Below are 26,363 nucleotides of genomic sequence, written 5' to 3'. Positions count from 1 at the left end.
CGTGCATGGGGCGCGCCTGGACTGGAAGGGAACACAACAATGATAAACAGAAGAACTGTTCTGAAATCCGGCGGCGCCGCGGCCGCCTTCGCAATGGTCGGCGCGCCGGGAATCCTGCGCGCCGCAGACACGGTCAAGGTCGGGCTGTCGATCCCGATCACCGGGCTGCAGGCGATCCTCGGCGAGACGCTGCTCAACTGCTACAAGCTCGCCGCCGCCGAACTCAACGCCGCCAACGGCATTGGCGGGCGCCAGGTGGAGCTCTTCATCGAGGACAACCAGACCACGACCAAGGGCTCCATCGACAAGGCCCGCAAGCTCCTCAACGAGGACAAGGTCGACGTGATCATGGGAACGATCATTTCGCCCGAGCGCAGCGCCACGCTTTCCGTCACCTCGAAGGCCAAGAAGCTGTTCTTCTACCCGACCAATTTCGAGGGCGGCGAATGCAATCGCTACTTCGTCGCCACCGGACCTATCCCGATGCAGCAGGTAGACCCGATGATGCCGTGGGTGGCCGAAAACCTCGGCAAGACCATCTACATCATGGCGTCCGACTATGCCTGGCCGCAGAAAATGACCGAGGCGATCACAGCCGCCTATGAAAAGGCCGGCGGCAAGATTGTCGGCGCCGACTATTATCCGTTCGGCACCACGGATTTCGGCCCGGCCTTCCAGAAGATCAAGTCGCTGAAGCCCGACGTCGTGTGGTCGATGGTGGTCGGCAACGACGCCGTCACGCAGCTCAAGCAGTATCGCAGCTTCGACATCAAGCAGCCTCTGATCGCACCGCTCGACGAGGTCTTCAACAAGGACGCGCTGCCGCCTGGCGTCGCCGCCGGCACCTACGCGCCGCAGCCCTACTGGATGGCGCTCGACAACCCGGTCAACAAGAAGTTCATCGCGAACTTCCGCGAAAAATTCGGCCAGGAGAAGATGGTCAATGGCATCGGCGAGGCCGGCTATAACGGCCTGCATCTCTACGCGCTGGCGGCGGAGAAGGCCGGCTCGCTGAAGGACGACGATGTGCTCAAGGCGCTGCCGACGATCGAGTTCGATGCGCCACAAGGCAAGATCCGGGTCGATGCCAGCAACAACCACACACTCTGCCATTCCTATGTCGGCAAGGCGGCGGCGGACGGCATCGGCTACGAGATCGTCAAGGATTTCGGCACGATCGCGCCGGTAACGCCTTACTGCAAGCTGTAGGCATCAACCGATCCTGACGGCGGCTTTGCCGCTGCCGTCAGGGTGCCTTTGGCGCCGGCAGCCGCTCTCGCAATTCGTCGACGAGCACCCTGGTGTTTTCGGAATAGTCTATGGGCACGACGACGAGATGCACGCCGCCGTCGGCGAAGGCCTGTTCCAACGCCGGTTGCAGGTCGGCTATCGCGCCAACCCTGGTGCCCCTGGCTCCATAGGCTTCGGCGTATTTGACAAAGTCGGGATTGCCGAAGGTCATGCCGAAATCCGGGAATTCGTCGACAGCCTGCTTCCAGCGGATCATGCCATAAGCGTGGTCTTCCAGCAGCAGGATGACGAGGTTGAGCTTGAGCCGAACAGCAGTCTCCAGTTCCTGGCTGTTCATCATGAAACCCCCATCGCCAGCGATAGCCATGACACGACGCTGGGGATAGAGCAGTGCCGCCATCATCGCCGACGGCAGGCCGGCACCCATGGTGGCCAGCGCATTGTCGAGCAGCAGCGTGTTGGCCATGCGCGTGCGGTAGTTGCGCGCGAACCAGATCTTGTACATGCCGTTGTCCAGCGCGAGGATCCCATCCGCCGGCATCACGGCGCGCACGTCATGTACGATGCGCTGCGGCGTGAAGCGGTCTTCGGTGGCGCGCGCCGCGATGCGGCTCAAAATGCCTTCGCGCAGCGGCAGCAGGGCCTGCGCGTTGGGAATCCTGCCCTCGACGCGGTCCGCCAGCAGCGCCAGCGATGGGCCGAGGTCGCCGACGATCTCGGCCTGCGGGAAATAGACCTGCTCGACATCAGCCGTCTGGTAGCCGACATGAATGACCTTCGGCCCCTTCGCCCCCATGATGAAGGGCGGCTTCTCGACCGTGTCGTGGCCGATGGTGATGATCAGGTCGGCCTGCTCGATGGCCTCGTGCACGTAGTCGCGTTCCGAAAGAGCCGCCGTGCCCATGTAGAGTTCGGTGCCGCCGGGCACCGTGCCCTTGCCCATCTGCGTGGTAAAATAGGGAATCTGCGTTCGCAGCACGAACTGGGCGACATCGGGAGTCACCCGCGGGCGCGACGCCGCGGCGCCGAACATCAGCAGCGGACGCTTGGCCTCGATGATCATGCGGGCGGCGCGATCGAGCGCGCCAGCGCTGGCCAGGGGCAATTCGACCGGATGTGTCGGCACCAGCGCGATCGGCTCGCATTCCGCCGCCGCGATGTCTTCCGGCAGTTCGAGGTGCACGGGGCCGGGGCGCTCTTCCTGGGCGACGCGGAAGGCTTCGCGCACCAGCGACGGGATCATCCTAGGCGAGACGATCTGGCGCGACAGCTTGGTCAGCGGCTTCATCGCCGCGACGATGTCGACGATCTGGAAGCGCGCCTGCCGGGACGACAGGATGCCCTTCTGGCCGGTGATCATGATCATCGGCATCGCGCCGAGCAGCGCATAGGCAGAGCCGGTGGTCAGATTGAGCGCGCCGGGGCCAAGTGTTGTGATGCACACACCCGGCTTGCCGGTGAGCCTGCCATAGGTGGCGGCCATGAAGGCCGCCGCCTGCTCGTGGCGCGTCAGGATCAGCTGGATCGACGAGCGGCGGATGGATTCGACGATGTCGAGATTTTCTTCGCCCGGAATGCCGAAAATTCGTTCGACCCCTTCATTTTCGAGGGCCGCCACGAACAGATCCGAACCTTTGGTCATGAACCGTCTCTCCTGCGATGCGCGCATTCCATCAGCCACCTTCATATGGCACCGGAACGTCACGCCTCAAAGAGCGCAAGCCGTCTGTTGGCGCCATCATTTTCGGCAAGGCGGCCGCCAGTGCGTCGACGGCCAACCGGACCTTGAGCGACAGATGCGGCGTCCGCAGCCAGAGCGCATGGCAATCGTAGGGATAGCGTGGCTGGTCCGGCAACAGCTCGACCAGCGTGCCGGCCTGGATGCGCTTGCGAGCCAGCCAGTAAGGCAACCACGCCAGCCCCATGCCGTCGAGGGCCGCATCGGCGATGGCATCCAGATCGTCGAGCCGCAGCCGGCCGTTTGGGGTGACCTCGAGCGCAGTCTGTCCCTCGCGCGGAAATAGCCACGGCTGAACGATCATGCCGAGCCGGCGGTAGACAATCGCCTGGTGATCGGCGAGGTCCTCGATCCGCCGTGGCTCGCCATGAATTTCAAGATAGGAAGGCGCGGCACAGACGACCATGTCCTGGCGTGCAAGGCGACGCGCGATCACGCCAGCCTTGTCGTCCAGACCGCCGGTCCGGATGGCGAGGTCAAAACCGTCCTCGGCGAGATCGGCGAAGCGGTCGCTGAGCGACAGGTCGAGTTCCAGCATTGGATATTGCCCTGCCAGCCTCAGCAGCACGGGGGTGACGCAGTGGCGCCCGAAATGCGCCGGCATGGTGACACGCAGTTTTCCGCGCGGTTCCGAGAGCTGGTCGGCGGCGAGCGCATCGGCGGCTTCGGCCTCGGCCAGCACCAGGCGACACCGCTCATAATAGGCGCGGCCGAAATCGGTCAGGCTCTGGCGGCGCGTGGTCCGGTTAATCAGACGCATGCCAAGCCGCTCCTCGAGAAACCGGACATGCTTGCCGACCATCGGTCCGGATAGATCGAGCGCAGTGGCCGCCGCCGCGAACGAGCCAAGATCGACCGCCCTGACGAACACGGCCATGCTCTCGAGCCTATCCATATTCGAAACTCCTGGTTTCTACTGAACAATCCAAACAGCCGTTTATCGCACAAAGCTTTCGCGTCATAGCTCATTCAGTGTCAAATATTTTGGAGTGAGCCAAATGGCCCGTATCATTCGCTTCCACCAGCATGGCGGTCCCGAGGTCCTGCGCATCGAGGAGGTCGACCTTCCGCCACCGGGTCCGGGCGAGGTTCAGATCCGCGTCAAGGCGCTCGGCCTCAACCGCGCCGAGGCGCTGCTGCGCGCGGGCAGCTACATTGAGACACCCGTCCTGCCCTCCGGGCTTGGGCTGGAAGCGGCGGGCGTCATCGAGGCAATTGGCGAAGGCGTGATGGGGCTGGCACATGGTGACGCCGTGAGCGTCATCCCGCCGCAATCGATGGTTCGCTGGCCGGCTTACGGTGAGCTTGTCACCTTTCCCGCGGGGCTCATCGTCAAGCATCCGGCGTCCCTCGACTGGCAAACCGCGGCGGCGGTCTGGATGCCGTACCTCACCGCCTACGGCGCCCTGATCGACATCGCCAGGCTGCGCCGCGAAGAGGTCGTCGTCATCACGGCGGCTTCGAGCAGCGTCGGGCTTGCGGCGATCCAGATCGCCAACAGCGTTGGCGCGATAACGATCGCGGTGACGCGGACATCGGTGAAGAGGCAGGCTCTGCTCGACGCCGGCGCGGCGCATGTCGTGGTCCTTGAGGAAGAGGAACTTGCCGACAGACTGAACCAGATCGCCGGGCCGCAAGGCGTGCGCGTGGTGCTGGATGCGATCGGCGGGCCGATCTTCGAGCCGCTGACGGCGGCGATGTCGCGCGGCGGCATTCTGATCGAATATGGCGGCCTCAGCAGCCAGCCGACGCCGTTCCCGTTGCCTGCGGTACTGGGCAAGGCCCTGACATTGCGCGGCTATCTCGTGCACGAGATCACCGGCAACCCGGAGAAGTTGGAGGCGGCCAAGGCATTCATCCTCGAAGGCCTCGCGGACGGCGCGCTCAGGCCGATCATCGACAGGATCTTTCCCTTCGACCGGATCGTCGAGGCGCATCGCTATCTCGAATCGAACGGGCAGTTCGGCAAGATCGTGGTGACGGTTTGAGCAGCAAATCGCTCTCACCGGCAACATTGCCCCTTGAAGGCTTCGTCCCGCATTCCTAACTCCCGTGTGCGGGCCGGGCCCCTCTGACTGTCGCTTTGGCGACCGTGATGTCGGACCGCTTCAACGGGCCCGTTTCCATTCCTTTCGGTTAAGTGGGCTCATTACTTTCTGGTTAGGAGCCCCACATGACATCTTCCCACCTCGGCATGGTTTGCCCCTCCTGCCGCGTCGCCCTCGTGATGAGCGAACGCCAGGGGATCGAGATCGACTACTGTCCGCAGTGCCGCGGCGTCTGGCTCGATCGTGGCGAACTCGACAAGATCATCGAACGGTCCACCAGGGACGCGTCTCCCGCGCCGCAGCCACAGCCGGCGCCATTTGCCCAGCCGCAACACAGCCGGGACCGCGATGGCGACTATTCCCGCTCGCATGGCCACCGCTATCCGAAGCGGAAGAAATCATTTTTCGAAGAGCTGTTCGATTGACCATGAGGCCGGTCTTTCCAAGGCCGGCCCTTTGCCGAAAACGCCCGAAACCACAGCGATAAAGGTCACCCCGATGATTTCCCGCACAAGCCGATTTGTCACCCTCTTTGCCGGCCTGTTCCTTGCATTCTCCATGGTCGCGATCGATCACGCCGAGGCGCGGCGCGGCGGCAGTTTCGGCAGCCGCGGCACACGCACGTTCCAATCGGCACCGCCGACCCGGACCGCGCCGGCGCCGACCGCTCCGGTCGAGCGTTCGATGACACCCAACGCCGGCGTCAACAATGCTGCCCGGCAACCACAGACCGGCCTGCAGAGGCCCGGCTTCATGAGCGGCTTCGGTGGAACGATGATGCGCGGCCTGCTGATCGGCGGCCTGATCGGACTGCTCCTCGGCCAAGGTTTCGGCGGCCTCGCCGGCATGTTCGGATTCCTGCTCCAGGCCCTGCTCATCGGTGGCGCGATCATGCTGGCCATCAGGTTCTTCCGGTCGCAATCCGCGCGTGGCCCCGCGCCCGCGCTCGCCGGCATGGGCGATGCCCAAGCTTCACGGTTCGAGAACCGCGCAACGGCACAGCAGAACACGAGCAGCGCTGGCTCCTTCACAATTCCCGGGTTTGGCGGCGGATCGGGCAGAGGCTACGAGACCACCCGATCCGAAGAGATCACGCTGGCCCAGGCCGACCTTGACGCGTTCCAGCAGCTGTTGACCGATGTCCAGGAAGCGTTCGGGCGCGAAGACCATGCGGCATTGCGCCGGTCGGTCACGCCCGAGATGGTATCCTATCTCTCGGAAGAGCTGGCCGACAATGCCCGGAAAGGTCTCAGGAACGAAGTGTCCGACGTCACCCTGCTGCAGGCCGACATCGCGGAAAGCTGGCGCGAGGATGACCGCGACTACGCCACGGCGGCGTTGCGCTACGAGTCTCGCGACGTGATGCGCGAACGGGCGAGCGGCAAGGTCGTCGAAGGCGACGAAGAGCATCCGACGGAGACGACCGAGTTGTGGACGTTCACGCGCCAGAATGGCTCGACCTGGAAGCTCTCGGCCATCCAAGAGGCTTGAGCCCGGCTAGTCTGCTGGCCGGCGGTCACGCGACGATCTTGACACGCATCGGCGTGCCGATCTCGATGCTGCGCCCGGTATTGGTCAGCATGCCGTTGCCGGCGTCGCGGACGAAGATCGAAATGCGGTCGGCATTCTGGTTGGCGGAGAACAGATGGCCGCCCGAAGGCGTCAGCGCCAGGTTGCGTGGCGTGGCGCCTCCGCAAGGGACATAGCCGACAAGACTTAAGCTGCCGGTCTGCTGGTCGACCGCCATGATGACGACGCTGTCGTGGCCACGGTTGCCGCCATAGACGAAACGGCCGTCCGGCGAGATCTGGATATCGGCGCAGTGATTGCTGTCGCGGGCCTCGGCCGGCACCGCCGGCTTGGTGTCGATGATCGATAGCCTGCCGGTCGCATTGTCGAGCGCCAACGACACGACGGTCGAATCCAGCTCGTTCATGACAAAGACAAAGCGGCCGTTCGGGTGCAAGGCAATGTGACGCGGGCCGGCACCCGGGGGGAGCGCGGACTCTGCGAGCTTCGCCAGACTTCCGTTCTGTCCGATCCGATAGGACACCAGCCGGTCGATGCCGAGATCGGCAACGATTGCCGTTCCACCGGCAATGGTTTCGGTGACGCTGTGGGCATGCGAGCGTTCCTGCCGCGCCGCGCTGGGGCCGGTGCCCTTGTGCGAAACGCTGGCCAATGGCGCGGACAGTGCGCCCTCCCCGTCGAAACCATACACAGCCACCGCTCGGTCCGGACCACCCTCGCCCATGCCGTAATTGGCGACGAGGAGTTTGGTGCCGTCGCGCGTGATGGTATTGTGCGCCGTGATGCTGCCCAGCGATGGCTGTTTGTTCAAATAGGCGAGCGTGCCCGAGCCGCGATCGAAGCTGTAGGCCGAGACCGTGCCCTCGCGCCAGGAGAAGACTTCCGAATTGGCGTAGATGCGCGAGCCATCCGGCGTCAACGACAGGAAGGTCGGGTTGTCGATATCATTCGTCTCGGCCAGCTTTCTTGTTTCCAGCGTTTCCTCGTCGAAGCCGTAGACACCAAGGCCGACGCCTCGCGCACCCTGAAAATAAGGCGCTTCGCGGTTCAGGCTGCCGACGAAGACCAGACAGGCTTTGCGCATGTTTTCCCTCCTGCCCGCCGGTGCTCAGTGCCGTGGGACCGCCAAAATTTCACCTGTCCTCGCTTGCAACGCAACCCCATATGTGAAAATAGTATTTACAAAAGAAGATTGGTGGGAGGAGACGTCGTGCACCCAGGCGCTTTGAAGCGTGCTCGAATGGCTGGATGGGCGCTCTCGCGAGCCCGGTGGACTACGCCATGAGGGATTTCGCGCCAACCGTTGGCGTTGTCTCGACGCATCCCAGGAATATGCCCGCCGATCATGCCGCCCTGCCGGTGTGGAACGCCGAGAACTGGTTCTATGAGGACTGGCCGGTCGGCCAGAAAATCCGCTCGCTGCGTCGCACCATGGCCGAGGGCGACAGTCACCTTTTCAACACGCTGGTGCTCGACATCCATCCTTACGTGCAGGACCAGATGTTTGCCGAGAGCGAGGGCATTTTCGGCAAGCGGCTGATTGCCGGCGCGTTCGTCTTCTCGGCGGGCCTCGGGCTGGTCGCCACCAACTGCGTCAACGCTTTTTCCTATGGCTATGACAAGCTACGATTCATAAAGCCTGTCTTCATCGGCGACACGATCTATTCGATCCGTTCCAACCTCGACAAACACCCCCGCTACAAGGAGATGGGGCTGATCCGCGCCAGCTACGAGGTGTTCAAGGGCGAAGGCGAGCTCGTTCTTTATTGCGAGCATCTGCAGACGGTGAAGTACCGCAACCCTGCCGATTTCGTCGGCAAGACGGAGAAGTAGAAATGCCGGCAGCAGCCGAATTGCCGCTTGCCGGTCTCGTCGTCGTCGACATGAGCCAGTTCCTGTCCGGACCCTACTGCTCGCTCAGGCTGCTCGATCTCGGCGCCCGCGTCATCAAGATAGAGCGTCCTGACGGCGGCGACCTGTCGCGCCGGCTCTATCTCAGCGACACCGAGATCGGCGGCGATTCCACCATCTTCCATGCCATCAACCGGGCCAAGGAAAGCCTCGCCATCGATCTGAAGAACGAGGCGGACCTCAATACATTGCGCGGGCTGCTGGCCAAGGCCGATGTGCTGATCCAGAATTTCCGGCCGGGCGTCATCGAGCGCCTTGGGCTCGACTACGAGACCGTCCGCCAGATCAATCCGCGCCTGGTCTATGCCTCGATCAGCGGCTATGGCGAGGATGGCCCGTGGGTGAAGCGCCCGGGCCAGGATCTGCTGGCGCAGTCGCGCTCCGGCGTGATGTGGCTGAACGGCGACGAAGACCAGGGACCGGTGCCGTTCGGCCTCGCCATCGGCGACATGCTGGCGGGTGCGGCCTGCGCGCAAGGCATCCTGGCCGCACTGGTGCGGCGCGGCATCACAGGCCAGGGCAGCCATATCGAGACCAGCCTTCTGGAAGCGCTGGTCGACTTCCAGTTCGAGGTGCTGACCACGCATCTCAATGACGGGCGCCGCCTGCCTAGGCGCTCGAGCTTCCGCAGCGCGCATGCCTATCTCTCGGCGCCTTACGGAGTCTATCCGGCCAAGGACGGCTATCTTGCCATCGCCATGATGCCGATCCCCAAGTTGGCCGACCTTTTGTCGCTCGATGAATTGGCTCCCTATCGCGACAAGCCGGCATCCTGGTTCACCGCGCGCGACGATATCAAGGCAATCATCGCCCAGAGGATCGCGACCAAGACCATCGACGACTGGCTGGCCATTCTCGAACCCGCCGACATCTGGTGCGCCAAGGTGCTGACCTGGCCGGAGATGCTGGCAAGCGAGGGTTTTCAGGCCCTCGACATGCTGCAGACGGTGACGCGCGAGGACGACGTCTCGATCCTCACCACCAGTTCGCCGCTGAGGGTCGACGGTATCAGGGCCAAGGTCGACCGCGCGGCACCCCGTATCGGCGAGCACAGCGCAAAAATCCGCGAGGAGTTCGACCTGTGAGCCTCAAGCTTAGGGGTATGACCTGGAGCCATCCGCGTGGCTATGATCCCATGGTTGCCTGCTCGGCGCTATGGCGCGAGCGGACGGGAGTTGCCATCGAATGGGACAAGCGTTCGCTGCAGGATTTCGAGTCCTTCCCGGTCGAGGAGTTGGCGCGCGCCTACGACCTCATCGTCATCGACCATCCGCATGTCGGCCAGATCACCGCGGAGCGCTGCCTCGAGCCTCTCGACGTCGCCGGCCGCGAGGCGGAACGCGCCGCGCTTGCGTCGGGGAGCGTTGGCCAGTCCTATCCGAGTTACACATGGCAAGACCGGCAATGGGCGTTTCCGATCGATGCGGCCAGCCAAGTGCAGGCCTGGCGGCCGGACGCGCTCGATGCGCCGGCAGCGACGTGGAGCGAAGTGCTCGATCTCGCCCGGCAAGGCCGCGTGCTGCTGCCGCTGCGACCGCCGCATTGCCTGATGACCTTCTACACGCTGGTCGGTAATCTCGGGCATCCCTGCGCGACCGATCCGTCGGGCGATCTCATCGCTGTCGAGACGGGCTGCGAAGTCTTCGAGACGATGCGTGAGATCGCCGCGCTGGTCGACCCGACGTGCTTCGACATGGACCCGATCGCCGTTTCGGAACGCATGGCCGAGGCTGGTTCCCGCATTGTCTGCGCGCCGCTGATCTATGGCTACGTCTCTTATGCGGCGTCGGGTTTTCGCGCCGACAGTTTGGCTTTTGCCGACATCCCGGTGGTCGGTTCCAATGGTCCGATCGGCTCGGCGCTCGGCGGTACAGGCATAGCCGTATCAGCCTTCTCCAAGGCTAAAGAGGCAGCGATCGATTTTGCCTATTGGGTCGCCAGCGGCGATGTCCAGCGTGGCATCTATGCAGCCGCCGGCGGCCAGCCGGGCCATGCAGCTGCTTGGGAAGACCAGACTGTCAATGAAGTGGCCGGCAACTTCTATCGAAGCACGCGCGTCACGCTGGAGGGCGCCTGGGTGCGGCCGCGCCATGACGGCTACATGACGTTCCAGCAGGCGGCGTCAGACCGCATCAATTCCGGCCTGACCTCAGGTCATCGTTCCAGCCAGGTCATTGCCGATCTCATCAGCCTGTTCCGGGCCAGTTCCCCCTCGCCTGGCTAGAGCTGAGCGAGGTCGCTATTTCAACCGCCAAAGCCTGCGGGCATTGCCCGACAACAGCCTGTCACGCTCCGAAACGCTGCAACCCGAGAGCAGCGCATGGGTCGCAGCCACCCAGGTCGAGAGACCGCCGCCAAGCGTGCAGACCGGCCAGTCGCTGCCCCAGACGACACGGTCCCAGCCGAATGAATTGATGGTGTGTTCGACGTAAGGCCGCAGCGTATCGACGGTCCAATTGGCGGCGTCGGCATAGGCGACCACGCCGGAAATCTTGGCCATCACGTTCGGGCGCCGTGCGATCTCGCTCATGTGTTCGCGCCAGGGATGCTCGGCTCCGCCCTTGATGTCGGGAACGCCGCAATGGTCGAGGACGAACTGTACGTCGGGCGCCAGTTCGGCGAGCGCGATCGCCTTGGGAATCTGATGCGGCAGCACGACGAGGTCGAAGGTCAGGCCGGTGCCGTCAAGCCGCTTGATGTTGTCACGGAACAGCGCGCCTTCCGAAAGATCGTCCGGCACGACGTGAAGGACGCGGCGGAAACCCTTGACGAAGGGGTTTGTCCGCTGGCGTTCGAGATAAGCGGCAAAGTCAGCGTCTTCGGGACGGCAGGATGCTATCGCCCCAGAAAGCATGCTGCCCGCTTGCCGCGAGAGGCCCTCGACACGGGCGGTCTCCGCCTCGATGTCGGCCGGGTCGACATCGACCTCCATGTGCAGCACGCGTTCGACACCGGCACGCTTTGCCTCCGTGGCGTATTCCTCATAGGAGAAATCGCGGTTCAGTGCCGGTACGCCGGCAAGCCAGGGGTAGCGAAGCGCCGAGCGATCGATGAGATGCAAATGGGTGTCGATGATCATGGCGGGCTCCTCCCTGTAGCTTTTTCGATCCTCTCACGGAGGAATTCTTCATTCAAATAAGAATTCAGGCCGATGAACCGACGGCCGACCCAGCGAGGTGCGACAGCTTCTCGCAGGTTGCGAGCAGCAACTCGATGGTGCGGGTGATGTCGGGTGCCGAGGGCGCGTTGACGACCGTAATGTAGGGGATCGACAGCGCCGCTATGGCCTTGCCGTCGGAACCACGCACCGGAGCGGAAAGGTTGAAGACGCCCGCGGTCTGCATGGAAGCCATCATCTCGTAGCCGCGGTCGCGGATCTGGTCGAGACGGGCGAAGAACTCGGCCGGCTGCGCGGTCTTGTCGGTGCTGCGGACGTGCTCCGAGATCATCATCTGCCGCTCTTCCGGTGAACGGAAGGCGAGCAGGACATGGCCTGAACCGGTGTCGAACAGGCTGATGTGGGAGCCGACTCGGATCGAAATCCCCCAGTAGTTCGGCGCCTCCTGCTGGCCTATCACCACGGCGGAACCGCGATCAAAAACAACGAGTTGATTGGCCTGCTGCGAGGTCTCGGCCAATTCGCGCATCAGCGGCGTCGCATAGGAAACCAGCCGCCGCACCGGCGCGTGCAATTGTGCCAGGCCAAACAGCTTGAGCGTCAGCGAATAGCGGTCGCCATCGAGCCGCGTGACGTAGCCGCGCCGCACCAGCCGGTCCAGCATGCGGTAGAATTCATTGGGGCTGCGGTCGAGCTTCTTGGCGATTTCCGCCTGGGTCAGGCCACCGTCCACGCCCGCTAGAAGCTCAAGGATGTCGAGCCCCTTGTCGAGCGCCGGCGCGCGATAACGCTCGTCTTCGCTGTCGTCCATGGCTCATCCCTCCAGTGAATTCAACTCTTCATATACGCAGGAACGCGGCCGGCGGAAACAAATTTCGCCTTGACGTACGGATGAATGTTTTGTTCGTATATGAATGTAGCATTTCTTGTCACGTGACGAGTTGCGGGCGCCACCGAGGCGCACCCAGGGAGGATACCAATGAACAGACTGCTTTCCGGCGTATGCGCCGGCGCATTGATGCTTGCGTCAGGCGCAGGCACCGCCCTTGCCGGCGACCTGCCCGGCAAGTTCGACGGCGTGACCGTCGACGTGAAGCTGATCGGCGGCCAGCAATATGAGAAGCTCTACGAGCGCATTCCCGAATGGGAGAAGGCGACAGGCGCCAAGGTCAACATCCTGACCAAGAAGAACGGCTTCGACATCGACAAGGAATTGAAGTCCGACATCGCCTCGGGCAGCACCAACTGGTGCGTCGGCTGGAATCATTCCTCCTTCGCGCCGCAATACACCGGCCTCTACACCGACCTCAGCAAGCTCCTGCCGAAGTCGGAGATCGACGCCTTCGTGCCGTCGACGATCAAGGCGGCAACCATCGACGGCAAGCTGGAAATGCTGCCGCGCGCGCAGTTCGACGTCTCGGCGCTCTACTACCAGAAGAGCCTGTACGAGAACGCCGACAACAAGACCAAGTTCAAGGCCAAATACGGCTATGACCTGGTGCCGCCGGACACCTGGAAGGAAGTCACCGACCAGGCTGAGTTCTTCGCCAACCCGCCCAATTTCTACGGCACGCAGTTTGCCGGCAAGGAAGAGGCGATCAATGGCCGCTTCTACGAAATGGTCGTCGCCGAGGGCGGCGAATATCTCGACAAGGACGGCAAGCCGGTCTTCAATTCCGAAGCCGGCATCCGGGCGCTCGACTGGTTCGTCAACCTCTACAAGGCCAAGGCCGTGCCGGCCGGAACCACCAACTACCTCTGGGACGATCTCGGCCAGGGCTTTGCCTCGGGCACCGTCGCCATCAATCTGGACTGGCCGGGCTGGGCTGGCTTCTTCAACGATCCGAAATCGTCGAAAGTCGCGGGCAATGTCGGCGTCAAGGTCGCGCCGAAAGGCTCCGCCGGGGTGCGCACCGGCTGGTCGGGCTTCCATGGCTTCTCGGTGACCGAGAACTGCCCGAACAAGGAGGCAGCGGCATCGCTCGTATGGTGGCTGACCAACGAGGACAGCCAGAAGCTCGAGGCCACCGCCGGCCCGCTGCCAACGCGCACCGCGGTCTGGGATTGGGACCTGCAGCAAGCCGCCAACGACCCTTACAAGAAGGAGGTTCTGTCGGCTTTCCAGGAAGAAGCCAAGCACGCCTTCGCCGTGCCGCAGACGCCTGAGTGGATCGAGATCTCGAACGCCGTCTATCCCGAGTTGCAGGCCGCGATTCTCGGCGACAAGACCTCCAAGCAGGCACTGGACGAAGCCGCCGCCAAGGCGACGCAGATCCTGCAGGACGCTGGCAAACTGTAAGCATTGCTCCCAAGATTGCCTTCCCCATCGTGAATGGGGGAGGCGATCGCCTTTTGCCGGCGTTGCCCGTTTCATCATGTCGGGCCTCTGCCCAAATTTGAATGCCAGACACCAGAGGAGCCCGATGAAGGGCCTCAAGCCATCCGCGCCGTTCCTGCTGCTGCTTCCGGCCATCGTCGTTCTGGCGGCGGTCGTCGTGGTGCCGCTGCTTCTGTCGCTCTATTCAAGCTTCACGCCGTTCCGCCTGACCAAGCCCGAGACGTTCTTCGTCTTCATCGGCCTCAGGAATTACTTGTCGATCCTGGCCAACACCGATTTCTGGTGGGCATTCGGCCGTACCGTCCTGTTGCTGGCCATCGCGCTCAATCTTGAAATGCTGCTTGGCCTTGGTCTCGCCATGCTGGTTGAGAAGGCGACGCGCGGGCAGCGCATCCTGCGCACGCTAATGATGTTTCCGATGATGTTCTCGCCGATCCTCGTCGGCTTCCAGTTCAAGTTCATGTTCAACGATAATATCGGCCTGGTGAACAATGCGCTGCAGTCGCTTGGCATCACCAGCGACGCCATTCCGTGGCTGATCGAGGGCCACCTCGCCTTCATCGCCATATCGGTTGCCGAGATCTGGTCGTCGACGGCGATCTTCGCCATCCTGATCCTCGCCGGGCTGCTCGCCATGCCCAAGGAGCCGATCGAGGCGGCGCGCGTCGATGGCTGCACGCCTTGGCAGACCTTCCGCTATGTGACCTGGCCGTTCGTCATGCCCTTCGCCTACATCGCCATGACCATCCGCTCGCTCGACGTGGCGCGTGCCTATGACATCGTCAAGATCATGACCGATGGCGGTCCGGCCGGCCGCACGGAGCTTTTGTGGACTCTGGTCGCACGCACCGCCTACAGCGACGGGCGCATGGGCATGGCCAACGCCATGGCGTATTTCTCGATCCTGCTGTCGATCGCCTTCACAGTCTACTTCTTCAACAAGCTCGCCGCGGCGCGCACGCAAATCGGCGCGGAGTGGTGAAGATGGACGAGAATTCTTCCGCCCGCCTTAAGCGCAGGCTGCTTGATATCGTCTATCGCATCGGCCTGTTCCTGGCGATGCTGACCATCTGCCTGCCGGGCTTGTGGATCGTCCTGTCGTCGCTGCGGCCGACGGTCGAGATCATGGCCAAGCCGCCGGTGTGGATCCCGCAGGATATTTCGTTCGACGCCTATGTCGCGATGTTCTCAGGCATCGGCAAGGGCGGCATCCCTGTCATCGAATATTTCCGCAACTCGCTGATCATATCGGTGACTTCGACGGTGATCGCGGTCGCCATCGGCATGGCGGGCGGCTATGCCTTCGCGCGCTATCGCTTTCGCGGTAAATCGAGCGTCTTCCTCGGCCTGATGCTGACACGCACGGTGCCCGGTATCGCGCTGTCGCTGCCGCTGTTCTTCCTCTATGTGCGGCTCGGTATCATCGACACGCATTTCGGGCTGATCCTTGCCTATGTCGCGCTCAACGTGCCTTTCACCGTCTGGCTGATCGACGGCTTCTTTCGCCAGGTGCCGAAGGATCTCGCCGAGGCAGCACAAATCGACGGCTGCACGCGCTGGCAGGCCTTTTGGCAGGTCGAGTTCCCGCTCGCCGGACCAGGCATCGCATCGGCCGCGATCTTCGCCTTCCTGACCTGCTGGAACGAGTTCGCGCTGGCCTCCCAACTGACCCGCTCGGTCAGCGCCAAGACGCTGCCGGTCGGCCTGCTCGACTACACGGCCGAGTTCACCATCGACTGGCGCGGCATGTGCGCGCTCGCCGTGGTGATGATCATTCCGGCGCTCACCCTCACTTTCATCGTCCAGAAGCACCTTGTCGGCGGCCTGACCTCCGGCGCGGTGAAAGGCTGATCTCATGGCAACGGTTTCCCTCAAAAAGCTGACCAAGCGCTACGGCAATATCGAGATCGTGCATGGCATCGACCTCGACATCACCGACCGCGAATTCATCGCGCTGGTCGGTCCTTCCGGCTGCGGCAAGTCGACGACGCTGCGCATGATAGCCGGGCTGGAAGAGATCAGCGCCGGTTCGATCGAGATTGGCGGGCGCGTCGTCAACGATTTGCCGCCGCGTTCGCGCAACATCTCGATGGTGTTCCAGTCCTATGCGCTCTACCCTCATATGACGGTGCGCGAAAACCTCGGCTTCTCCTTGAAGATCGCCGGCGCCGCCAAGGACGACATGGATCGCCGCGTCGCCGAGGCCTCGGCTATCCTGGGGCTCGATGCTTTGCTCGACCGTCGGCCGTCGCAACTGTCCGGCGGCCAGCGCCAGCGCGTCGCCATGGGTCGTGCCATCGTGCGCGACCCCGACGTCTTCCTGTTCGACGAGCCGCTTTCCAATCTCGATGCCAAGCTCAGAACGCAGATGCGCACCGAGATCAAGAAGCTGCACGCCAAGGTGCAATCGACGGTGATCTACGTCACCCACGACCAGGTCGAGGCGATGACGCTTGCCGATCGTATCGTTATCATGCGCGACGGACATATCGAACAGGTTGGCACCCCAGATGAAGTGTTCCGCCGGCCAGCCACGCGCTTCGTTGCCGGCTTCATCGGCTCACCGCCGATGAGTTTGCACGAGGCGACGGTCGACGACGGCCAGCTGGTTTTCGCCAGCGGCGCCAAGCTGCCCCTGCCCGGTCAGTTCAAGGCCAACGTCGCTGGCGGCGCCAAGGTCGTGTTCGGGTTGCGGCCAGACGACATCTATCCGACCGGCCATGGTATCAGCTCCGGCGGCGCGGCCGACGTGCATCAGATCGAACTGCCGATCACCGTCACCGAGCCGCTCGGCAACGAGACGTTGGTGTTCGTCGAGTTCAACGGCAGTGACTGGGTGTCTCGCATGCTGAACCCCAGGCCGCTGAAGCCAGGCGAGCGCGTCGCCATGAGCCTCGACCTGTCGCAGGCGCATCTGTTTGCCGCTGAGACCGGAAAGATATTGCGGAGCTGACCGACATGGCCAAGATCGAAAAGATAGAATTGCGCATGGTCGACCTTGTGCCCAAGGTCAAACGCACCGACGCGATCCAGAGCTTCGTCAGCCAAGAGACGCCAATCGTCACCATCACCGATTCCGACGGCGCGGTCGGAACCGGTTACAGCTACACGATCGGCACCGGCGGCTCGTCGGTGATGCGGCTTCTGTCCGACCACCTGGCGCCGCGCCTGATCGGCCGCGATCCTGATATGATCGAAGCGATCTGGCACGATCTCGAATTCGCCACCCACGCCACCACGATCGGCGCCATCACGGCAATCGCCATCGCGGCGATCGACACAGCGCTCTGGGACCTCAGGGCGAAGAAACAGGGCCTGCCGCTATGGAAGCTCGCTGGCGGCGCCAAGGACCGCTGCCCGCTTTACACGACAGAAGGCGGCTGGCTGCACATCGAGACGCAGGCGCTGGTCGACGATGCCGTGGCCGCCAAGGCCAAGGGGTTTCGCGGCTCGAAAGTGAAGATCGGCAGGCCGCATGGCTCCGAGGATCTCGCGCGGCTGTCGGCGGTGCGCAAGGCGGTGGGCGACGGCTACGAGATCATGACCGACGCCAATCAGGGTTTCTCCGTCGACGAGGCGATCCGGCGTGCGGCGAGGCTTCGAGAACTCGATCTCGCCTGGATCGAGGAGCCGCTGCCGGCCGACGACATAGACGGGCATATCAGGCTGTCGAATTCGACGCCGACGCCGATCGCCATCGGCGAGTCGCTCTATTCCGTCAGGCACTTCCGCGAATACATGCAGAAAGGCGCCTGCTCGATCGTGCAGGTCGATGTCGGCCGCATCGGCGGCATCACGCCCTGGCTCAAGATCGCCCATGCGGCGGAGGCCTTCGACATTCCAGTCTGCCCGCATTTCCTGATGGAATTGCATGTCAGCCTGACCTGCGCTGTTCAGAACGGCAGGTATGTCGAGTACATTCCGCAACTCGACCAGTTGACCGGCAAGCACATGCGCATCGAGGATGGGCATGCGCTGGCGCCCGACGAGCCCGGTATCGGCATCGATTGGGACTGGGACGCGGTCAAGGCCATGAGCATCGCCGAATTCACCACGGCGATCACGACATAAGGAGCTGATATGCAGCGGATGGGATTTGTGCTTGGGCTGAAGCCGGAGAAGGTCGAGGACTATGTTCGCCTCCATGCCGCCGTCTGGCCTGACGTGCTGACCATGATTTCGGCATGCAACATCAAGAACTATTCCATTTACCTGAAGCGGCCGGAGAACCTGCTGTTCAGCACCTTCGAATACCACGGCACCGACTACGAGGCCGACATGGCCAAGATGGCGGCCGATCCGAGGACGCAGGAATGGTGGGCCGTCTGCATACCTTGCCAGGAGCCGCTTGCGACCCGCAAGGAGGGTGAATGGTGGGCTTCGATGGACGAGGTCTTCCACCATGACTGAGGCCGGTTTCGACCCTGCCTCACTCGTCCAGGCCTGGGCCAAACCCTCACGACCCCGACCGATCGTCACTTTCGGTGCAGGGTCGATTGTCGGCGACGCGCATTTCCCGGCCTACCGAAAAGCGGGATTTCCGATCGCCGGTCTTTACGATCCGGACCAGGCCAAGGCGCAAGCCCTGGCCGATAAATGGGACGTGACGGCGTTCCGCTCGGTGCAAGAAGCCGCCGGAGTTAAGGACGCGATCTTCGATCTGGCAACGCCACCGGGGCGGCACGCCGATATCCTGAAGGCTCTGCCCGGCGGTGCGGTCGCCCTGATCCAGAAGCCAATGGGCAATTATCTCGGCGAGGCAAGCGAAATCCTCGAAATCTGCCGCGCCAAGAAGCTCAAGGCGGCGGTGAATTTCCAGCTCCGTTTCGCGCCGATGATGCTGGCGCTGAAGGACGCCATCGCCAAGGGCTGGCTCGGCGAGGTCGTCGATTTCGACGCCTGGCTGGCGCTGGCGACGCCGTGGCAGTTGTGGGAATTCCTGCTCAAGGCGCCGCGCGTCGAGATCGCCATGCACTCGATCCACTATCTCGACCTGATCCGGCAGTTGCTCGGTGACCCCAAGGGCGTGCATGCCAAGACGCTGGGCCATCCCAATCATTCCGTGGCGCAGACGCGCACCAGCGCCATTCTCGACTATGGCGACACCGTGCGCTGCGCGCTATCGATCAACCACGACCACAAGTTCGGGCGCCGGCATCAGGCCTGCGAATTTCGCGTCTGCGGCACCGAGGGTGCCGCCTATCTCAAGCTCGGTCTCAATCTCGATTATCCCCGGGGCGAGCCGGACATTCTGGAAATCTATCCGAAGGGCGGATCGGACTGGATCGCGGTGCCCTTGGCCGGCGAGTGGTTTCCCGACGCCTTTGTCGGGCGCATGGCAAATGTTCAGCGCTTTGCATCCGGCGAAGACGCAGCACTGATCAGTTCGGTCGAGGATGCATGGAACACAATGGCGCTGGTGGAAGCCGCCTATCGTTCGAGCGCGGCGCCGGCGACGCCGGTCGCGGAAAGGCCCTGATGGAACAGATCCAGTATTTCGAGGATTACGAGATCGGCTCGACACGGCTGACCAGCGGCCGCACGATTACCGAGACCGACTTCATCGTCCATGCCGGTCACACCGGCGATTTCTTCCCGCACCACATGGACGCCGAGTTCATGAAGACAACGCCGTTCGGCCAGCGCATCGCGCATGGCACGCTGGTGTTCTCGGTCGGCATCGGGCTGACGGCAACGGTCATCAATCCCGTCGCCTTTTCCTATGGCTACGACCGGCTGCGCTTCATCAAGCCCGTGTTCATCGGCGACACGATCCGCACACGCACCACCATCGCGGCCAAGGAGGACGACCCCAAGCGACCGGGTTCCGGACGCGTGATCGAGCGCTGCGAAGTGATCAACCAGCGCGGCGAGGTGGTGCTGGCGGCCGACCACATCTACATCGTCGAACGCCAGCCGGCCTGAGGCAATGTCCGCTATGCGCCGGTAGCGCGCTTGGTGATGCGCTCCAGACCGAGCAGCAGGACCAGCGTTGCCGCCACCAGGATCATGGTGAGCGCCGCCCCGGCAAAGATGTCGCCGCGATCGGTCAGTGAGAAAATCGACACCGGCAGCGTCACCCAACCCGGCGGATAGACCATCACGGTCGCGCCAAGCTCGCCCATGGACAGCGCGAAGCTCAGCCCGAAGGCCGCGACCAGATAGGGTGCGAGCAAGGGCAGCGTGACATGCCGGAGCCGATAGGCAGGGCGTGCGCCGAGGCTCGACGCGACCTGCTCGAAGTCGGGCGACAGCCGCGCAAGCCCGGCCGAGACATTGCCGAAGGTGAAAGCCGAGATCAGCACGAAATGCGCGATCATGACGATTGCGATCGTGCCGTTGAGCAGCAGTGGCGGATGGCTGAAGGCAACCAGCAGGCCAAGACCGACGGACACAGAAGGCACCGCGCTCGGGATGAAGAACAGGAGGCCGAGTGCCTTCGCCAGCGTGGCGCCCTGGATGCGCAGCGCAAGTGCTGCCCAGGTGCCGCTGACCAGCGCCAGCGCGCTTGCCGCGAAGCCGGTGACAAGGCTGGCCTTGACCGCGTTCCAGGCCGCGCCGCGCGCGACATCGGTGTAGTGCTCCGTGGTCAAGCCATTGGGCAGCACGCCGTTCCACTGGTCGGCGAGGCTGGACAGCAGGATCACCGCCAGCGGCGCCAGGAACAGCACGCCGAAGATCAGCGCGAAGATCACCCAGATGACGAAGCGACCGGAACGCGACCAGACCAGCATCGCTAGACTCCCAACCGGCCGGCGGCGAAGCGGTAGAGGCCGAACAGGCCGAGCGACAGGGCTATGTTGACCACGGCGATGATGCAGGCGACCTGGTAGGCCGATTCCTGGATCGCCTTGCCATAGATCAGCAGCGGCAGCGTGATGACGCCCTTGGCGCCGATGAACAGGACGATGCCGAATTCGTTGACGGTGAGGAGCAGGCAGAGGCTGCCGCCGGCGATGAGCGCGGGGACCGCCGCCGGCAGAATGACCTGGCGGACAATGCGGAACGGTCGCGCGCCAAGCACGCTTGCCGCCTCAATCTGGCCGCGATCGACCAGCGAAAAGGCGGCAAGCAGCGGCCGCAGGATGAAGGGCGTGTAGACCGTGACCTCGGCCAGCACGACACCCCATGTCGAATAGAGGAAATCGACCGGCGGCAGCGGCAGCGAGAAGGCTTCCATCAGCCCGGAGTTGAGCATGCCGGCGGAGCCGTAAAGGAAGGTGAAGGCCAGCGTCACCAGGAAGGTCGGCAGGGCGATGAAAGTGTCGATCAGCCTGGCGATGAAGCCGCTGCCTGGAAACGGCACGAAGGCAAGGATCAGCGCCAGCACCAGGCCGACGACCAGGCATCCGGCCGTCGCCGTGACCGAGATCGTCACCGTGTTGAACAGCGCGTTGAGGAAGAAGCGCGAATGCAGGACGCGGACGATCTCGGCGACATTGGCGACGCCGCTGTCGTCGAGGAAGGCCTGGCGTACAATCAACGCCAGCGGGTAGAAGAACAGCAGTGCCAGCAGGGCTGCCGGCGGCACGATCCACAGCCGGCCCGGCTCTCGCTTTCTGGCCGTCGGCATACCAATGGCGAGCGCTTCAGACACCGGCGTCTTCCGGAAGAAGCGACGTATCGGCCGGCGCAAAGAACAGCGGCACCTCTGTGCCAGGTTCCGGCAAGGCCATTGGCAGCTTCGTTGCCGAGACGCGCACCGGCGTGCCGTCGACATCGAGCACCAGATGCGTGAGTTCACCCTGCCAGTGCACTTCCCTGAGCGTGCCGACAACGCGGTTGGTGTGCTCGCTGTCGGCCGTCAGGCTCAGATGCTGCGGCCTGATGCAAAGCAGGCTCTTGTCGCCAACATTCTCGCCGCGACCCGCACCGGTGAGCACGGCATCGCCATGCCTGGCCGTGGCAAAGCCCTTCGGCCCGGCAGCCTCGGCAACCGTCACCGGCAGAAGGTTGGCGCGGCCGAGAAACTCGGCGGTGAAGCGGTTTGGCGGACGGCGGTAGAGTTCCGTCGTCGGCCCATGCGAACAGACCCTGCCGTCGCGCATGATGGCGATCTTGTCGGCAAGCGTCAGCGCCTCGGTCTGGTCGTGGGTGACGTAGAGGATGGTCAGGCCCGGCAGGCTGCGGTGCAGACGGGCGATCTCCTCGACCATGTTGCGGCGGATCTGCGCGTCGAGCGCCGAAAGCGGTTCGTCAAGCAGGAGCACGCGCGGCCGCACGGCAAGCGCCCGCGCAATCGCGACGCGCTGCTGCTGGCCGCCCGAAAGCTCGCGCGGATAACGCCGGGCAAACGTCGCCATGCCGACGGTGGCGAGCGCATCCTTCACCCGTTCGCCGATCAGCGCCTTGTCGGCGCCTTGTGCCCTGAGGCCAAAGGCGACGTTGTCCTCGACCCGCATATGCGGGAACAGCGCGTAGTTCTGCACCACCATGCCGAGCCCACGCTCATAGGGCGGCAGATCGGTGACGTCGGTGGCGCCGATGCGGATGCGGCCGCTTGCCGGTCGCACGAAGCCGGCAACGGCACGCAGAGCGGTCGTCTTGCCGGAGCCGGACGGGCCTATCATCGCCAGGATTTCGCCAGGCGCGATGTCGAGGGTCAGCGGATGCAGGACGACATGGGCGCCATAGGCGACAACGACCTTGTCGAAGTGGACGTTCGAGCCGGCGCCGCGAACCTTCGCGGCGTCGATGTCCGTGACACTAGGGCCCGTGAAGGCGGCGGCCGACATGGCATTGTTCTCCGGATTGCTTCCCGTGCGGATCAACTTCCGGTCGCTTCGTTCCACTTCTTGACGTAGTCGGGAAGCTTGCTCAGCGCCTCGTCCCAGTTCGGCGACCAGATGGTCAGGCCTTTCATCGCCTCCTGCAGCTTGGCGAAATTGGCGTCGGACGGCGTCACGTCCTTGCGGGCCGGCATGCCGAGGGCAACGGAACTTACAGTCGACTGTGCCTCCTTGGACAGCAGGAAGTCGATCAGCTTCTTGCCGTTGTCGCTATTTGGCGCACCGGTGACCAGGCCGATTTCATAGGGCAGCGCAAAGGTGGAGCGGGTGCCATCGGGGCCAGCGGGCCAGAACACCTTGATGTTGGGATTGTCTGCCATCTGCGACATGTTCATCTGCAGGTCGCCATTGGCCACATGCAGCTCGCCCTTGTTGACCAGCGCGGTCAGCTTGCCGGTCGAGGCGGACGGGCCGACATTGTTGTCCTGCAGCTTCTTCATGAATTCGAAGCCGGCATCCTCGCCGCCAAAGGCATGGATGATCTGCAGCATGACGGCCGTCCCGTCGCCAGCCTGGCCGGGGGTCGAGTACTGGATCTTGCCCTTGAACTTCGGATCGAGCAGATCGTTATAGCTCTTCGGCGCTTCGGACAGCACGGCGCTGTTGTAGATGAAATTCATGTAGTTATTGACCAGCGGCCGATACTTGTCGGTGCCGCCGTCGATCTGGGATGCGGCTTCGGGTTTGTAATCCTGCAGCAGACCGTCCGCGGCGGCGCGCTGGATGAAGGGCGGCAAGGTCACCAGCACGTCGGCCTGCGGGTTCGACTTTTCCTTGGCGACGCGCTCGACGACGCCGCCCGAGCCCGCCTCGATATACTGAACGGTGATGCCGGTGGCCTTGGTGAAGGCTGCGAATTCGGTCTCGTACCAGCTGCCATTGCCATCATGCAGCCCATCGGCGGAGTAGACGGTGACGACGCCGTCGGCGAGTGCCGGCCCAATGAGAGCCGCCGATGCGAGCAATGCGGCGAAGGCCCCGACCATGGTTGCGTTTCTTGATTTCATAACCAGTTCCCCTTTGATTGAAGGCACATTCTGCGATGCACTAGGACCAACCGGCCTTTGGGTCTCTGGCGGACGTTGAGCCGGTTGGATGTCTTCGTTGTGACAACTCTGGGGATTGGGCATCGATAAGTAAAATCTATTTATTTTATGAGACGCAAACTTTCTCTGATATTTGTCATGGAACTGTCGCATCGATGTCGTGGATACAAATATGCTGCGCCGATGGCGGCTACCGGTTTGAAAATATAGGTTATCGGCCGAACACAATGCCTGCGGTCTGCGCCCGCAATCGCGGATCATGCGAGCGGATGGTCACTGGCCGGCCTTCGAGAATTTCGAAACAGCGCGCGAGCGTGTCGTCTTCCAGCCGGCGCATCGCCTCGTAGGTGAAGAAGGTAAGATGCGGAAACAGGATCACATTGTCGCGACCGAACAATGCGCTCATCGGATGGCCTGACCTCGCCAGCGGCTCGACCGAATAGACGTCGAGCCCGGCACCACCGATGCGACCGGCAACGATCGCCTCGACGAGCGCCGCCTCATCGATCAGCGCACCGCGCGAGACATTGACGATGATGGCCGACGGTTTCAGGCAGGCGAGCTCATGCTTGCCGATCAGGCCGCGTGTCTGGTCATTCAGCACGCAATGCAACGAAACGAAATCACAGGCACGCAACATGGCGTGCAGGTCGTCGGCCTTCTCGATGCCGGCGGCGCGCATCGTCGCGGCATCGACACCGGGATCAAAACCAACGACGCGCGCGCGAAACCCCTGGCCGGCCATGCGCGCCATGCTGCGGCCAATCTTGCCGCAGCCGACCAGCCCAAGCGTGGCGCCTGATATATCGCGTCCCAGCCAGCGCTGTTCGGGCCAGATCCAGCCGTCTCGCGTCATTGCCTGGGTGATCCCCGGCAGCCGCTTGGCGAGCGCAATCATCAGCGCGAAGGCGCCTTCGGCAACGGTTTCCTCGGCATAGTCGGGCACGTTGACCACGGGAATGCCACGCCGCATCGCTGCGGGAATATCGATGGCGTCGATGCCGACGCCATATTTGACGATGCCCTTCAACCTGGGCGCCGCGTCGATCACCCCCGCAGTGATTGGCGTGTAGCACATCAAGAGCAGATCGGTGTCGGCGATCGCGGCTTTGAGCTCCGCCTCGGGGATGCCATCCGGCAGCGTTACCAGCTCGACGCCCCTTGCCCGCAAGCCGGCATCGATGCCTGGGCATTCGAGCTCGCGGTCGGTGCGGACGGCTTTCACGGTCAGGCCGTCAACACGGCGCGTTCGACGATGTCGAGCGCACGGTCGAGATCGGCTTTCGAAATCACCAGCGGCGGCGACAGCGTCAGCACGTTGCCGTGGCTGACCTTGAAGCTCAGCCCCTGTTCGAGGCAGGCATAGAAGACGCGTTCGGCAAGATCGCGCGCGGGCTGGCGCGAGGCCCGGTCCTCGACGAGTTCGACGCCAACCATCAATCCCCTGCCCCTGACGTCGCCGACATGGGGCGAGCGCCCCATCAGATCCTGCATGCGTCCCAGCATATGCCGGCCAAGCTCGGCCGCACGTTCGACCAGTCCTTCTTCCAGGATGATGTCGATGGTCGTCAGCGCCGCACGCGTCGTCACGGGGTTTTTCTCATGGGTGTAGTGACCGATGGCAAAGCCGCCGGTGACGTCGAGGTCGCGGCGGGCGATGACGGCGGCGATCGGCAGGATGCCGCCGCCGAGTGATTTGCCGAGGACAACGATGTCGGGCGTTACGCCGTCATGCTCATGGGCGAAAAATTTTCCGGTCTTGCCGAGGCCGGTCGGAATCTCGTCGAAGATCAGCAGCGTGCCGTGCCTATCGCAGGCCTCGCGCACGCGCTTCCAGAAACCGGGCGGCGGTGGATTGGGCGTCGCGCGCATCGGCTCGGCAACGACAGCCGCCACGTCCTGCTCGCGGCCGAGCACATAGGCGATCATGTTGGCGCAAGCGAGCCCCGATGCCTCGAGGCTATCGTGGCCATAGGGGCAACGATAGCCATCCCAGGGCGCGACATGCTCGGTGCCGGTCATCATTGGGCCTGATATATGCGAGCGGAACGTCGCCTCGCCGCCGACGCTGGCCGCGCCGAAGCCGGCGCCATGGAAAGCATCCCAGAACGACACCGTCTTGAAACGGCCGGTGGCCGCCCGCGCGATCTTCAGCGCGACCTCGATGGCATCGGAGCCGCCGGTGGTGAACAACACCTTGCCGAGATCGCCGGGAGCCAGCGCGGCCAGTTTTTCGGCCAGTTCGACGGCGGGCTCGCAGGTGAAACGGCGCGGCGCGAAGCAGAGGTCGTCGAGTTGCTTCTTGATCGCCGCCACCAATCTCGGGTGGCCGTAGCCGAGGTGATGCACGCTGTTGCCGTGGAAATCCATGAAGCGGCGGCCGGCGGTGTCCTCGATCCAGATGCCTTCCGCCCTAGCGATCGTCGAAAGACAGGGGCTGGACAGGCTCTGGTGCATGAACGCGGCGGCATCGCGATCGAGCAGGCCGCGAATGCGGGGATCGTCCTGGCCCGCATCCCAGCGGCCGCGCGCCGCCGTCGTGTTGGAATCGCCTTCGGTATGCACAAGCTCTGATATCGCGGCCATCATTGTCT

The 26,363-nt window shown here is 63.4% G+C and carries 26 protein-coding genes; 15 read left to right on the top strand and 11 right to left on the bottom strand.

Features of this window, described 5'->3' with window-relative positions:
- Window positions 1-39: 39 nt before the first annotated feature.
- On the top strand, window positions 40-1,209 hold the full coding sequence (locus FJ943_RS20925) for a substrate-binding protein (protein WP_140661558.1): 1,170 nt from the start codon (window positions 40-42) through the stop codon (window positions 1,207-1,209).
- Window positions 1,210-1,246: 37 nt separating this feature from the next.
- Here the strand turns inward: FJ943_RS20925 and FJ943_RS20920 are convergent, their stop codons facing one another.
- Both FJ943_RS20920 and FJ943_RS20915 read right to left on the bottom strand, forming a co-directional pair.
- The gene (locus tag FJ943_RS20920; protein ID WP_140724451.1) at window positions 1,247-2,893 is read right to left on the bottom strand and encodes an acetolactate synthase large subunit; all 1,647 of its coding nucleotides are present in this window, start codon (window positions 2,891-2,893) and stop codon (window positions 1,247-1,249) included.
- A gap of 31 nt (window positions 2,894-2,924) precedes the next feature.
- Window positions 2,925-3,884 carry a LysR family transcriptional regulator gene (locus FJ943_RS20915; protein WP_140724448.1) on the bottom strand — a complete coding sequence of 320 codons (960 nt, stop codon included), beginning with the start codon at window positions 3,882-3,884 and terminating at the stop codon, window positions 2,925-2,927.
- Window positions 3,885-3,987: 103 nt separating this feature from the next.
- Between FJ943_RS20915 and FJ943_RS20910 the strand changes: the two genes are divergently transcribed.
- The 3 genes from FJ943_RS20910 (at window position 3,988) to FJ943_RS20900 (ending at window position 6,528) form a co-directional block, all read left to right on the top strand.
- Window positions 3,988-4,977 carry a zinc-dependent alcohol dehydrogenase family protein gene (locus tag FJ943_RS20910; protein WP_015319043.1) on the top strand — a complete coding sequence of 330 codons (990 nt, stop codon included), beginning with the start codon at window positions 3,988-3,990 and terminating at the stop codon, window positions 4,975-4,977.
- Window positions 4,978-5,162: 185 nt separating this feature from the next.
- Complete coding sequence (locus tag FJ943_RS20905; RefSeq protein ID WP_140724445.1) at window positions 5,163-5,462, top strand: zf-TFIIB domain-containing protein; 300 nt, start codon at window positions 5,163-5,165, stop codon at window positions 5,460-5,462.
- Window positions 5,463-5,535: 73 nt separating this feature from the next.
- A complete protein-coding gene (locus FJ943_RS20900) occupies window positions 5,536-6,528 on the top strand; it encodes a Tim44 domain-containing protein (RefSeq protein WP_140724442.1) in 993 nt (330 codons plus the stop codon).
- A gap of 25 nt (window positions 6,529-6,553) precedes the next feature.
- Here the strand turns inward: FJ943_RS20900 and FJ943_RS20895 are convergent, their stop codons facing one another.
- Window positions 6,554-7,651 carry a lactonase family protein gene (locus FJ943_RS20895; RefSeq protein WP_140724439.1) on the bottom strand — a complete coding sequence of 366 codons (1,098 nt, stop codon included), beginning with the start codon at window positions 7,649-7,651 and terminating at the stop codon, window positions 6,554-6,556.
- Between the two features lie 197 nt (window positions 7,652-7,848).
- Between FJ943_RS20895 and FJ943_RS20890 the strand changes: the two genes are divergently transcribed.
- Genes FJ943_RS20890 through FJ943_RS20880 form a run of 3 tightly spaced genes read left to right on the top strand, consistent with a single transcriptional unit; the run spans window position 7,849 to window position 10,702 of the window.
- Window positions 7,849-8,400 (top strand): MaoC family dehydratase, encoded by a 552-nt coding sequence (locus FJ943_RS20890; protein WP_140617610.1) that lies wholly within the window; start codon window positions 7,849-7,851, stop codon window positions 8,398-8,400.
- Window positions 8,401-8,402: 2 nt separating this feature from the next.
- The gene (locus FJ943_RS20885; RefSeq protein ID WP_140724436.1) at window positions 8,403-9,563 is read left to right on the top strand and encodes a CaiB/BaiF CoA-transferase family protein; all 1,161 of its coding nucleotides are present in this window, start codon (window positions 8,403-8,405) and stop codon (window positions 9,561-9,563) included.
- Complete coding sequence (locus tag FJ943_RS20880; protein WP_181174594.1) at window positions 9,560-10,702, top strand: extracellular solute-binding protein; 1,143 nt, start codon at window positions 9,560-9,562, stop codon at window positions 10,700-10,702. The genes FJ943_RS20885 and FJ943_RS20880 overlap by 4 nt, the downstream gene beginning before the upstream one ends.
- Before the next feature lie 15 nt (window positions 10,703-10,717).
- Here FJ943_RS20880 and FJ943_RS20875 read toward each other — a convergent pair whose 3' ends face one another.
- Together FJ943_RS20875 and FJ943_RS20870 are read right to left on the bottom strand one after the other, a co-directional pair.
- Window positions 10,718-11,557, bottom strand: coding sequence for an amidohydrolase (locus FJ943_RS20875; protein ID WP_140724433.1), 840 nt, complete (start codon window positions 11,555-11,557; stop codon window positions 10,718-10,720).
- Window positions 11,558-11,621: 64 nt separating this feature from the next.
- Window positions 11,622-12,407, bottom strand: coding sequence for an IclR family transcriptional regulator (locus FJ943_RS20870; protein WP_023771193.1), 786 nt, complete (start codon window positions 12,405-12,407; stop codon window positions 11,622-11,624).
- 168 nt (window positions 12,408-12,575) lie between these two features.
- On the opposite strand from FJ943_RS20870, the gene FJ943_RS20865 reads away from it, so the two are divergent.
- From FJ943_RS20865 to FJ943_RS20830, 8 genes are all read left to right on the top strand, one after another.
- On the top strand, window positions 12,576-13,895 hold the full coding sequence (locus FJ943_RS20865; RefSeq protein WP_140724430.1) for a sugar ABC transporter substrate-binding protein: 1,320 nt from the start codon (window positions 12,576-12,578) through the stop codon (window positions 13,893-13,895).
- Window positions 13,896-14,019: 124 nt separating this feature from the next.
- Window positions 14,020-14,916, top strand: coding sequence for a sugar ABC transporter permease (locus FJ943_RS20860; RefSeq protein WP_140724427.1), 897 nt, complete (start codon window positions 14,020-14,022; stop codon window positions 14,914-14,916).
- Window positions 14,917-14,918: 2 nt separating this feature from the next.
- A complete protein-coding gene (locus tag FJ943_RS20855) occupies window positions 14,919-15,785 on the top strand; it encodes a carbohydrate ABC transporter permease (protein ID WP_140724424.1) in 867 nt (288 codons plus the stop codon).
- A gap of 4 nt (window positions 15,786-15,789) precedes the next feature.
- Entirely contained in the window at window positions 15,790-16,887 is a 1,098-nt protein-coding gene (ugpC, locus tag FJ943_RS20850; protein ID WP_140724421.1) for a sn-glycerol-3-phosphate ABC transporter ATP-binding protein UgpC, read from the top strand.
- 5 nt (window positions 16,888-16,892) lie between these two features.
- Window positions 16,893-18,005, top strand: a complete 1,113-nt coding sequence (locus tag FJ943_RS20845) for a mandelate racemase/muconate lactonizing enzyme family protein (protein WP_140724418.1) — start codon at window positions 16,893-16,895, stop codon at window positions 18,003-18,005.
- A 9-nt stretch (window positions 18,006-18,014) separates the two neighbouring features.
- Window positions 18,015-18,344, top strand: coding sequence for an L-rhamnose mutarotase (locus FJ943_RS20840; protein ID WP_015319057.1), 330 nt, complete (start codon window positions 18,015-18,017; stop codon window positions 18,342-18,344).
- Window positions 18,337-19,413 (top strand): Gfo/Idh/MocA family oxidoreductase, encoded by a 1,077-nt coding sequence (locus FJ943_RS20835; protein WP_140724415.1) that lies wholly within the window; start codon window positions 18,337-18,339, stop codon window positions 19,411-19,413. The genes FJ943_RS20840 and FJ943_RS20835 overlap by 8 nt, the downstream gene beginning before the upstream one ends.
- Entirely contained in the window at window positions 19,410-19,859 is a 450-nt protein-coding gene (locus FJ943_RS20830) for a MaoC/PaaZ C-terminal domain-containing protein (protein ID WP_181174606.1), read from the top strand. The genes FJ943_RS20835 and FJ943_RS20830 overlap by 4 nt, the downstream gene beginning before the upstream one ends.
- Window positions 19,860-19,870: 11 nt before the next feature.
- Here FJ943_RS20830 and FJ943_RS20825 read toward each other — a convergent pair whose 3' ends face one another.
- The 6 genes from FJ943_RS20825 to FJ943_RS20800 form a co-directional block, all read right to left on the bottom strand.
- Window positions 19,871-20,668 carry an ABC transporter permease subunit gene (locus FJ943_RS20825; protein ID WP_140724409.1) on the bottom strand — a complete coding sequence of 266 codons (798 nt, stop codon included), beginning with the start codon at window positions 20,666-20,668 and terminating at the stop codon, window positions 19,871-19,873.
- Window positions 20,669-20,670: 2 nt separating this feature from the next.
- Window positions 20,671-21,531: a 2-aminoethylphosphonate ABC transporter permease subunit gene (locus FJ943_RS20820; RefSeq protein ID WP_140724406.1), complete on the bottom strand. Its 861-nt coding sequence runs from the start codon at window positions 21,529-21,531 to the stop codon at window positions 20,671-20,673.
- Window positions 21,524-22,669 carry an ATP-binding cassette domain-containing protein gene (locus FJ943_RS20815; RefSeq protein ID WP_140724403.1) on the bottom strand — a complete coding sequence of 382 codons (1,146 nt, stop codon included), beginning with the start codon at window positions 22,667-22,669 and terminating at the stop codon, window positions 21,524-21,526. Before FJ943_RS20815 ends, FJ943_RS20820 begins: the two co-directional genes overlap by 8 nt.
- A gap of 32 nt (window positions 22,670-22,701) precedes the next feature.
- Window positions 22,702-23,730 carry a 2-aminoethylphosphonate ABC transporter substrate-binding protein gene (locus FJ943_RS20810; RefSeq protein ID WP_140724400.1) on the bottom strand — a complete coding sequence of 343 codons (1,029 nt, stop codon included), beginning with the start codon at window positions 23,728-23,730 and terminating at the stop codon, window positions 22,702-22,704.
- A gap of 250 nt (window positions 23,731-23,980) precedes the next feature.
- Window positions 23,981-24,994, bottom strand: coding sequence for an NAD(P)-dependent oxidoreductase (locus tag FJ943_RS20805; protein WP_140724397.1), 1,014 nt, complete (start codon window positions 24,992-24,994; stop codon window positions 23,981-23,983).
- 2 nt (window positions 24,995-24,996) lie between these two features.
- On the bottom strand, window positions 24,997-26,355 hold the full coding sequence (locus FJ943_RS20800) for an aspartate aminotransferase family protein (protein WP_140724394.1): 1,359 nt from the start codon (window positions 26,353-26,355) through the stop codon (window positions 24,997-24,999).
- Window positions 26,356-26,363 lie beyond the last annotated feature (8 nt).

The organism is Mesorhizobium sp. B2-3-10 (genome assembly GCF_006442275.1).
Classification (GTDB): Bacteria; Pseudomonadota; Alphaproteobacteria; order Rhizobiales; family Rhizobiaceae; genus Mesorhizobium; species Mesorhizobium australicum.
This window is presented reverse-complemented; position numbering and strand designations above follow the sequence as displayed.

Bases quoted from the DNA above. Each gene is read 5' to 3' on its own strand.
- FJ943_RS20910 (WP_015319043.1), top strand. From the start codon at position 3,988: ATGGCCCGTATCATTCGCTTCCACCAGCATGGCGGTCCCGAGGTCCTG.
- FJ943_RS20865 (WP_140724430.1), top strand. From the start codon at position 12,576: ATGAACAGACTGCTTTCCGGCGTATGCGCCGGCGCATTGATGCTTGCG.
- FJ943_RS20875 (WP_140724433.1), bottom strand. From the start codon at position 11,557: ATGATCATCGACACCCATTTGCATCTCATCGATCGCTCGGCGCTTCGC.
- FJ943_RS20840 (WP_015319057.1), top strand. From the start codon at position 18,015: ATGCAGCGGATGGGATTTGTGCTTGGGCTGAAGCCGGAGAAGGTCGAG.
- FJ943_RS20900 (WP_140724442.1), top strand. From the start codon at position 5,536: ATGATTTCCCGCACAAGCCGATTTGTCACCCTCTTTGCCGGCCTGTTC.
- FJ943_RS20895 (WP_140724439.1), bottom strand. From the start codon at position 7,651: ATGCGCAAAGCCTGTCTGGTCTTCGTCGGCAGCCTGAACCGCGAAGCG.
- FJ943_RS20890 (WP_140617610.1), top strand. From the start codon at position 7,849: ATGAGGGATTTCGCGCCAACCGTTGGCGTTGTCTCGACGCATCCCAGG.
- FJ943_RS20810 (WP_140724400.1), bottom strand. From the start codon at position 23,730: ATGAAATCAAGAAACGCAACCATGGTCGGGGCCTTCGCCGCATTGCTC.
- FJ943_RS20915 (WP_140724448.1), bottom strand. From the start codon at position 3,884: ATGGATAGGCTCGAGAGCATGGCCGTGTTCGTCAGGGCGGTCGATCTT.
- FJ943_RS20925 (WP_140661558.1), top strand. From the start codon at position 40: ATGATAAACAGAAGAACTGTTCTGAAATCCGGCGGCGCCGCGGCCGCC.
- FJ943_RS20870 (WP_023771193.1), bottom strand. From the start codon at position 12,407: ATGGACGACAGCGAAGACGAGCGTTATCGCGCGCCGGCGCTCGACAAG.
- FJ943_RS20905 (WP_140724445.1), top strand. From the start codon at position 5,163: ATGACATCTTCCCACCTCGGCATGGTTTGCCCCTCCTGCCGCGTCGCC.
- FJ943_RS20845 (WP_140724418.1), top strand. From the start codon at position 16,893: ATGGCCAAGATCGAAAAGATAGAATTGCGCATGGTCGACCTTGTGCCC.
- FJ943_RS20860 (WP_140724427.1), top strand. From the start codon at position 14,020: ATGAAGGGCCTCAAGCCATCCGCGCCGTTCCTGCTGCTGCTTCCGGCC.
- ugpC (WP_140724421.1), top strand. From the start codon at position 15,790: ATGGCAACGGTTTCCCTCAAAAAGCTGACCAAGCGCTACGGCAATATC.
- FJ943_RS20855 (WP_140724424.1), top strand. From the start codon at position 14,919: ATGGACGAGAATTCTTCCGCCCGCCTTAAGCGCAGGCTGCTTGATATC.
- FJ943_RS20815 (WP_140724403.1), bottom strand. From the start codon at position 22,669: ATGTCGGCCGCCGCCTTCACGGGCCCTAGTGTCACGGACATCGACGCC.
- FJ943_RS20920 (WP_140724451.1), bottom strand. From the start codon at position 2,893: ATGACCAAAGGTTCGGATCTGTTCGTGGCGGCCCTCGAAAATGAAGGG.
- FJ943_RS20835 (WP_140724415.1), top strand. From the start codon at position 18,337: ATGACTGAGGCCGGTTTCGACCCTGCCTCACTCGTCCAGGCCTGGGCC.
- FJ943_RS20825 (WP_140724409.1), bottom strand. From the start codon at position 20,668: ATGCTGGTCTGGTCGCGTTCCGGTCGCTTCGTCATCTGGGTGATCTTC.
- FJ943_RS20885 (WP_140724436.1), top strand. From the start codon at position 8,403: ATGCCGGCAGCAGCCGAATTGCCGCTTGCCGGTCTCGTCGTCGTCGAC.
- FJ943_RS20800 (WP_140724394.1), bottom strand. From the start codon at position 26,355: ATGGCCGCGATATCAGAGCTTGTGCATACCGAAGGCGATTCCAACACG.